Source organism: Streptomyces sp. SID3343 (assembly GCF_009865215.1).
Lineage (GTDB): Bacteria > Actinomycetota > Actinomycetes > Streptomycetales > Streptomycetaceae > Embleya.
This window is the reverse complement of sequence record NZ_WWJX01000623.1, coordinates 1-8,301: the sequence shown is the minus strand read 5'-3', so window position 1 is coordinate 8,301 and position 8,301 is coordinate 1. Positions and strand designations below refer to the sequence as shown.

The window sequence follows — 8,301 nt, the reverse complement described above, 5'->3', positions numbered from 1 at the left end:
GGCGGGGGAGGGGGTGGCGAACCGGGGGCGAGCCGCGCGACGGGGATGGGCGCGAGGTCGCCGGATCGGCGATACCGCACCCAGTCGGCGACCGAGCCGCCGATGAAGCCCGCGAACGCGCCCCACAGCAGGCCGAGCAGCGCCGTCCACAGGTAGTCGGCGTGCAGCGACAGGGACGCCCCGGGCGCCACCATGCCGCCGAGCACGCTCACCGCGACCTTGAGCTGGAGCTGCATGAGGTACGCGACGACCAGCAGGCCGCCGGCGAGGGTGAGCGCGAACCGCCACGCGTGTTGGATCGGCCTGACCGACGGCGGCGCGCGCAGCGCCGTGATCGTCCCGCCGAGCAGCAGCAGCAGGGCCGAGAACAGCGGTACGAACCACGCGCGCGAGTCCAACTCGGCCAGCCGGTCGATCCGGATCGGCAGCCCCTTGCCGCCCGACGCCCTGACCAGCTCGCCCAGCGGACCGGGTAGGCCGAACGAGAAGTCGCCGCCGCCCGTGGTCTTCCACGGGATGCCCAGGCCGAGCGATACGAGCAGCCACACCGCGTTGGGCAGGGCGAACAGCATGCCGCCGATCATCCGCTTGGGCGCCGGGGCCGAGGCCGCGACGAACGGCGTGCCCAGGACGCCCACCACGACGGCGGTGATCAACACCGCCAGCAGGCCGGCCACGGGCGCGCGCAGGACGGCGCGCTTGCGCAGCCACGCGAGCGGCAGCGGGCCGCGAGCGGACACGCCGACGGTGACGAGCAGGGTGATCAGCACCCACAGCGCGCCGAACACGAGCGTGCCCGTGGTGTCGGTCTCGAACTTCGCCGCCGCGCCGAGGTCGAAGATGCCCATCAGGTCCCGGGCGCCGCCGATGTCCGCCACGAACTTGTCGATCGGCAGCGCGTGCGAGCCCTGCGAGACGACGGCGCCGAGCGCGGCCGTCGCGAAGATCAGTACGCGTACGCCGTGCAGGACCAGGTCGAGCGCGCCGATCACCAACCGGTGGCGAAGCGGGCGAAGGAACAGCCAACCGAGGACGAGCGCGCCGATCAGGCCGATTCCGAGCAGCATGATGTCGACCTTGCCCGTGCCCTGGGCCAGGGTCAGGTCGCCGGTGAGTCCGCTGAGGATGTCGTTGCTCGGACCGCCCTGTTCGGCGCCCTTGAGGTCGACCGTGCCGCCCACCGCGAGCGCGATCACGGCTGCGACCAGGGCCGGCATCGTGCCGCCGCCGAGGTCGTTCGCGCCGAGGAGCCACAGGGCGAGCCAGGCGGCCGCGGCCATCGTCACGAAGGCCGCCACGACCGCGAACAACGCGTGCAGCCACGGCTCCACGCCACCCCAAGGGGCCGGAGGGGCGGGGGGCTGCCTGGTGTCGGCCGGGGGACCCTGGGGGAACCGCGGCTGATGGGGCTGTGGTTGGCCGGGCTGTGGCCGCCGGGGCTGCGGGGGATTGGGCTGTTGCCGGCCGGGAGTCGGCCGGCTGTACGGCCCTCGGCTGTGCGGTGGCGGGCCGGCCGGCGGTTGGCCGAATGGCGGTCCGCCGTGCGGCGGTTGGTGGTGTGGGGGCTCGTTGTGCGGTGGTTGGTTCGGCGGTTGGTTCCAGGACACGACCGCTCCTGTCACGTGCGACGGACCCGGCTGACGGCTGTTCGGGACAAACTCGACTATCGAGCGCGGTGGGCCGTGCGTCAACGGATTCCGCGCAGGTACACCCGTGCGCAGGGACGGGAGTGACTGACGGGTCGTCATGATCCGGGCCGGGATTCGAAATGAAGTAGTGGAAGTGAAGATCCGATCGGTGAATGATCGAATTGGATCATGCGTTATTCGGAGGAGTTGATGTTGGAATCCCTCTTCGGAGTGGTTCCGAACGGTTGCGTTCGCGAAAGGCTGCCCGCGCGGGCTTGCGGTCCCTACACTCTCGAAGGGTGGGGGGCAGCTATACACCAGAAGGACCGGCCGTGCCGCACCTGACCGTGGGCACCAGTGCCGGTGCGCCCGCGATCCTCGATCCCGGGCGCGATCACATCGTCGGCCGCGATCCGTCCTGTGCGATCGTGCTCGACGATCGTCGAGTGTCGCGCCGGCACGCGATCCTGCGAGTGGGGCCCGACGGCTGGGAGTTCGTCGACACCGACAGCGTCAACGGCTCGTGGTTGCGCGGCAATCGCGTACACCGAGTGGTCGTCGGCCGCGGTTGTGAGGTGCTGCTCGGCGACCCGGACGACGGCGACCCGCTCCGGCTCGCTCCGGAGATCCCGGTCACCGAGGTGGTGCCCCCGCGCATCGCGCACCCCGACAGCGGGCAGGTGCCGGAGGCGTCGGGCCGCGTCGAGCCGCCGCCGGGCCGGCTCGAACCTTCGCCGGGCCGCGTCGAGCCTCCCGGGCAGTTCGAGTTCCCGCGACATGTGAGTCCGCCCCAGGGAGCCGGTCCGCGTTCCGAACCGCCGCCCCGCGGCTCCGAACCGCCGAGATCGGCGCCGGGCCGAAGCACCCCCGGGCGCGCGCACATCGGGTCCGGGCCGCCCGCCGACCCGCGGCCGAGCGTCGACCGGCAGCCCAGTGTCGTCATCCAGATCCCGATGCGGACGCTGCGGATCGGCCGCGCGCTCGACAACGACCTCGTGCTGACCGACCTGATGGTCTCGCGGCACCACGCCGAACTGCGCACCACGCCCGGCGGCCGGCACGAGATCGTCGACCTCGGCAGCCACAACGGCACGTTCCTCAACGGCCAACCGGTCGAACGCGGCACGGTCGGCTCGAACGACCTGGTCGGCATCGGGCACGCCACGTTCCAACTCGACGGGCAGGAACTGCGCGAGTTCATCGACACGGGCGAAGTGTCCTTGGAGGTGCAGAACCTGACGGTCACGGCCGGCAAGCGGGTGTTGCTCGACAACGTGTCCTTCCCGCTCGCCGAGAAGAACCTGCTGGCCATCGTGGGCGGGTCGGGCGCGGGCAAGTCGACCCTGCTGGGCGCGCTCACCGGCAGCCGCCGCGCCGCGAGCGGCAAGATCCTCTACGACGGCCGCGACCTGTACGCCAACAACGCCGAACTGCGCCAACGCATCGGCCTGGTGCCGCAGGACGACATCCTGCACGCACAGCTCACCGCGCGCACGGCCCTGCGCTACGCGGCCCGGCTGCGCTTCCCCGAGGACACCGACGCGTCCGAGCGCGAGCGCCGGGTCGAGGAGGTCATCGGCGAACTGAGCCTGGACAAGATGCCACGCGGCGCCACCTCGCCCTACGCCGACACCAGGGTCAGCAGCCTCTCGGGCGGCCAGCGCAAGCGGGTGAGCGTCGCGGTCGAACTGCTCACCAAACCGTCCGTGTTGTTCCTGGACGAACCGACGTCGGGTCTCGACGAGGGCCTGGAACGCTCGGTGATGGAGAAGCTGCGCGAACTGGCCGACGACGGCCGTACGGTCATCGTGGTCACGCACAGCACGCGCAGCCTGAACGTGTGCGACCGGGTTCTGGTACTCGCGCCGGGCGGCCGGATCGCGTTCTTCGGACCGCCGGACGAGGCGCTGCCGTTCTTCGGCAAGAGCGACTGGCCCGAGGTCTTCAAGCTGTTCGACGAACAGCCGGACGGCGATTACGAGGGCCCGTTCCGCCGATCCGAGCTGTACGGGAGGTACATAGAGGTCGGGCGCGACCGCGCGCACGCCGTCCAGGGCGACCGTCCCCAGGCCAAACCGCCCAAGCGGCAGGGGTGGTTCGCGCAGCTCGCGACGCTGTCCCGGCGCTACCTCGCGGTCATCGCGTCGGACCGGAAGTACCTGGCGCTGCTGGCGATGGCGCCGTTGTTCCTGGGCATGTTGTGCCGGGTGATCCCGGGCAGGTTGGTGATGGCCGAGGGGGCTCCGCCGGGCTCGAACCAGGAGGCGTCCACCAAGCTGCTCGTACTGTTCGTGATCAGCGGCCTGATGGGCACCGCGACGGCCGTCAACGAGCTGATCAAGGAACGCGCGATCTATCGGCGCGAGCGAAGTGCCGGGCTTTCGGTGTCGGCGTATCTCGGGTCGAAGATCATCGTGCTGGGATTGATCTCGACGCTTCAGGGAATCGTGCTGACCGCAGTGGCATTGGTCGGTATCAAACTGCCGGCCAAGGGCGTCGTGCTGAGCCCGCCGATCATCGAGATCGGTATCGCGGTGGTGCTGTCCGCGATAGCGGCCATGGCGGTGGGACTGGTGGTCTCGGCGGCGATCGGCAGTGCGGAATTGGCGATGCCGCTGCTCGTGGTGATCGCCATTGTCCAAGTGGTGCTGTGCGGTGGTCTGTTCCCGCTCAACGGAAAGGCCGGCATCGAACAGATCGCGTGGCTGGCCCCGGCGAGATGGGCCTTCGCGGCCAGCGCGAGCACGATAGACCTGGCCACCCAACTCCCGCGCAAGGAAGGCGAGTCACCCGACCCGCTGTGGAAACACGACCCGGCCGTCTGGTACCGCAACATCGGCATCCTGGTGGGCCAGATCGCGGTGTACGGCACGATCGCGCTGCTCTTGCTGCGCAGGCTGGACCCGAAGACGAAGCGCCGACGAGGGCAGTAGGCGCGGGGGGACACCGAGCGAACCGGAGTCGGGGCCGGAGCCACCAGGCCGACCACGCCGCCCCCGGCGCGGTGGAACCGCGGCCCGGCACGCAAACGCAACGGGTGGTGCCGGTGGGAACCGCCGCAGCGCAGCCACCCCGGCGGGGGCAACCCATACCCGGGCCACGCGGCCACGAGCTAGGCCCGGTCAGGCTCCAAGGCGGCGCCGTACGCTGCCACCATGGCCCGCCGGCAAGCCCGCTCCAACGGAGCGAGCGCGCCGAGTCGGGCCGAGATCTCCGCGGCGGTGACCGCGGCGCCGTCCTCGCCGGAGGCCACCGCCAGGACCGCGTGGATGCGCCGTGCCTGGTCCAGCACCCGACCTGCCCGACCGGGCCGGCCCGGGACCACCCGGATGTCGGAATCCTTGCGGTACAGCGCCGCCAGGGCCCGCTGCGCCGCCGGCCCGCTCGCCGCGACGTCGAGCCGGAGCAGATCGTCGGTCGCGTCGCGCATCGCCTCCGCCAGTTCGCGTTCCGCCTCGGCCAGGAAAGGGCCCGGGGCGGGGCGGTCGGACACCTCGACCATGGTCCAGGCCACTCGTACCGTCGTGTCGCCCGCGGGGCCGTGCGTGGTCACCGATGGCACCAGGCCGTACGCGGTCCCCGGCGCGCCCACCGTGACGGCCGCCTCGCCCGCGTGCAGGGCGAGGTCGTTGAAGGTCGGCGGGCCGGGCAGCGCGAGCGGGTCGCCGGAGACCGGCAGGGCCAGGCGCAGGCCCGTCACGCCGAGCGCCCGCAGCCGGCCCAGGGCCAGGGACAACCCGACGGGTACGGGCTCGCCCGGCACGCCCGTCACGCGATGCGGTTCGTCCGTACCGACTATCTCGGAGACCGCGTCGTCGGGCGGAACGTTCCCGGTCAGCAGGGCGTTGCCCCATGCGACGAGGAGTCCGGAGCGGGGTTCGGCAAGCATGTGAACAAGCGTAAGGGTGGTCACAGCGCTCCCGGACACGACCGGAGGCCACCCGGTGTCATAGGTTTCTCCCGGACCGGGTGCAACAACGCGGGACCACTGAGCGAGGCGGCGATCCCACACGACGGGGTGTCGCCCGGCGGCGTAGCGCACGATGGGGAGCTGGCAGGCGATGAGCGACGTACTCGAACTGGTTGACGTATCGGTGGTGCGCGACGGTCGCCCCCTGGTGGACCAGGTCACCTGGTCGGTCGCGGAAGGCGAGCGCTGGGTCGTCGTCGGCCCCAACGGCGCCGGCAAGACCACACTGCTGCAACTGGCGTCGACGTACATGTTCCCCACCGTGGGTACCGTCGCGGTGCTCGGCGAGAAGCTCGGCGGTGTCGACGTGTTCGAGCTGCGACCGCGAGTGGGGATGGCCTCGGCCGCGCTGACCGACAAGCTGCCGCGGCGCGAGCGGGTCCTGGACATCGTGCTGACCGCGGCCTACGGCATGACCGCCAAGTGGCACGAGCGCTACGACACCGAGGACGAGTGGCGCGCCCGTCGGCTGCTCGACCAGCTCGGCATGGCGGAATACGTCGAGCGTCGCTTCGGGACCCTCTCGGAGGGCGAGCGCAAGCGCGTACAGATCGCCCGGGCGCTGATGACCGACCCCGAACTGCTGCTCCTGGACGAGCCGGCCGCCGGTCTCGACCTCGGCGGGCGTGAGGATCTGGTGCGCCGGCTCGGTGCGTTGGCCCAGGACCCGTACGCGCCGTCGCTGATCATGGTGAGCCACCACGTGGAGGAGATCCCGCCGGGCTTCACCCACATTCTGATGATTCGTCAGGGGCAGGTCCTGGTCGCGGGGCCGATCGCCGACACGCTCAACTCGCGGAATCTGTCCCGGTGTTTCGGGTTGCCGTTGATCGTCGAGCAGCAGCACGGGCGTTGGTCCGCACGCGGTCTGCCGATGGGGCCGCCGCCGCAGGTTTGATCCGGCGAGGCGGTGCGAACCGATCGCGCGGCGCGATCCGGTGGGGCGGTGTGCGTCGATCGCGGGGCGGTTCGCTGATCATTCGTCCGAGAAGCACCTGCTCATCCGGACGTCCACGACCTACGATGAACGCGTGGACCCATGGATGTGGTGGCTCATCGCGGTAGGGGCGTTCGGCATCTTCGGCGTGCTCACCTCCTTCGTGGAGATGGGCATGTTCGCGGTCGGTGCCGCCGCCGCGGCTGCCGCGGCCGGATTCGGCGGCAACTTCCTGATCCAGTGCATCGTGTTCGCCCTCGTGTCGATCGCGCTGCTCGTGTTCGTGCGGCCGATCGTCGTGCGGCACAACAACTCGCCCGGATCACGCACCGGCATCGATGCCCTCAAGGGCACCTCCGCCGTGGTCCTGGAGCGCGTCGACGAGAACGGTGGCCGGATCAAGCTCGCGGGCGAAGTGTGGTCGGCACGCAGTCTCGACGCCACGGCCGTGTTCGAACCCGGCTCGCGAGTGGACGTCGCGGACATCGTGGGCGCGACTGCCGTGGTCATGTAGGGCAATGGGCATTCGGGCGTCGGGCGTTGCGCGTTGGCGTTCGACGTTCGGGTTGGGTGTTGTGTGACGTGTGTCGTGAAATGTGCGTTGCGTGTTGTGTGCTTCGGGCGAGGCGTGGAGTGCTTTGTGTGACGATCGGTCGGCTGAGCCGACCGTGTTGAAGTCCCACGCGGGCCCGTGAACCTCTAGTGTCGAAGACGCCCTGAATTTCAGAGGCAGCCGCAGGCAAGCAGGACCTCGGGAGAGATCGTGAAGGCCACCGCCGTCATCGTCCTGGTCGTACTCGTACTGCTGGTGGTCGTCGCCCTGGTCAAGACGGTCAAGGTGATCCCCCAGGCGAGTGCCGCCATCGTCGAGCGCTTCGGGCGCTACACCCGCACCTTGCACGCCGGACTCAACATCCTCGTGCCTTTCATCGACCGCATCCGGCAGATGATCGACCTGCGTGAACAGGTCGTCCCGTTCCCGCCGCAACCGGTCATCACGGAGGACAACCTCGTCGTCCAGATCGACACGGTCATTTATTTCCAGGTCACCGACCCGCGCGCGGCCACCTACGAGATCGCCAACTACATCCAGGCGATCGAGCAGCTGACCATCACGACGCTGCGCAACATCATCGGTGGCATGGACCTCGAACAGACGCTGACCTCGCGTGAGGAGATCAACGCGGGACTGCGCGGGGTACTCGACGAGGCGACCGGGCGCTGGGGCATCCGCGTCAACCGGGTCGAGCTCAAGGCGATCGAGCCGCCGCCCTCCATCCAGGACTCGATGGAGAAGCAGATGCGCGCCGAGCGGGACAAGCGCGCGGCGATCCTGACGGCCGAGGGCCACCAGCGGTCGCAGGTGCTCACCGCCGAAGGTGACAAGGAAGCCGCCGTGCTGCGGGCCGAGGGTGAGCGGCAGGCCGCCGTGATCCGCGCCGAGGGTGAGGCGCGCGCGATCGAGACCGTCTTCGAGGCGATCCACTCGGGCGGCGTCGACAACAAGCTGCTCGCCTACCAGTACCTCCAGATGCTGCCGAAGATCGCCGAGGGCAGTTCGAACAAGCTGTGGATCCTGCCCAGCGAGGTCACCCGGGCACTGGAAGGCATCGGCGACGTCGTCGGCAACCTGTCCCCCAACGGCGGGGGCCCGGCGCACCGCGTACCGAGCGTGCCGATCGAGGAGGAGCCCGCGTGGCCGGGCTCGGAGAGTACGCCGTCGGTCCCGCCGGGCCGCAAGCCTCCGCTCGCCAACGGCACCCCCG

The 8,301-nt window shown here is 70.3% G+C and carries 6 protein-coding genes; 4 read left to right on the top strand and 2 right to left on the bottom strand.

Annotation, left to right across the window (positions count from 1 at the left end; all coding sequences use genetic code 11):
- Positions 1 to 1,331, bottom strand: a 1,331-nt coding sequence (locus GT354_RS19415; protein WP_161357565.1) for a streptophobe family protein, incomplete at its 3' end; no start/stop codon positions are given.
- A gap of 629 nt (positions 1,332 to 1,960) precedes the next feature.
- Between GT354_RS19415 and GT354_RS19410 the strand changes: the two genes are divergently transcribed.
- Positions 1,961 to 4,561: an FHA domain-containing protein gene (locus GT354_RS19410; RefSeq protein ID WP_161357564.1), complete on the top strand. Its 2,601-nt coding sequence runs from the start codon at positions 1,961 to 1,963 to the stop codon at positions 4,559 to 4,561.
- A gap of 179 nt (positions 4,562 to 4,740) precedes the next feature.
- Here the strand turns inward: GT354_RS19410 and GT354_RS19405 are convergent, their stop codons facing one another.
- A complete protein-coding gene (locus tag GT354_RS19405; RefSeq protein ID WP_161357563.1) occupies positions 4,741 to 5,517 on the bottom strand; it encodes a hypothetical protein in 777 nt (258 codons plus the stop codon).
- Between the two features lie 172 nt (positions 5,518 to 5,689).
- Here GT354_RS19405 and GT354_RS19400 point away from each other — a divergent pair, with 172 nt between their 5' ends.
- From GT354_RS19400 to GT354_RS19390, 3 genes are all read left to right on the top strand, one after another.
- Positions 5,690 to 6,496 (top strand): ABC transporter ATP-binding protein, encoded by an 807-nt coding sequence (locus tag GT354_RS19400; protein ID WP_161357562.1) that lies wholly within the window; start codon positions 5,690 to 5,692, stop codon positions 6,494 to 6,496.
- A gap of 145 nt (positions 6,497 to 6,641) precedes the next feature.
- Positions 6,642 to 7,049: an NfeD family protein gene (locus tag GT354_RS19395; protein WP_161357566.1), complete on the top strand. Its 408-nt coding sequence runs from the start codon at positions 6,642 to 6,644 to the stop codon at positions 7,047 to 7,049.
- A 249-nt stretch (positions 7,050 to 7,298) separates the two neighbouring features.
- A partial coding sequence (locus GT354_RS19390) for an SPFH domain-containing protein (protein WP_346012089.1) occupies positions 7,299 to 8,301 on the top strand: 1,003 nt, incomplete at its 3' end.

What these genes read in the sequence shown, in the direction of transcription:
- GT354_RS19400 (WP_161357562.1), top strand. Translation starts at nt 5,690, where the DNA reads ATGAGCGACGTACTCGAACTGGTTGACGTATCGGTGGTGCGCGACGGT.
- GT354_RS19405 (WP_161357563.1), bottom strand. Translation starts at nt 5,517, where the DNA reads ATGCTTGCCGAACCCCGCTCCGGACTCCTCGTCGCATGGGGCAACGCC.
- GT354_RS19395 (WP_161357566.1), top strand. Translation starts at nt 6,642, where the DNA reads ATGTGGTGGCTCATCGCGGTAGGGGCGTTCGGCATCTTCGGCGTGCTC.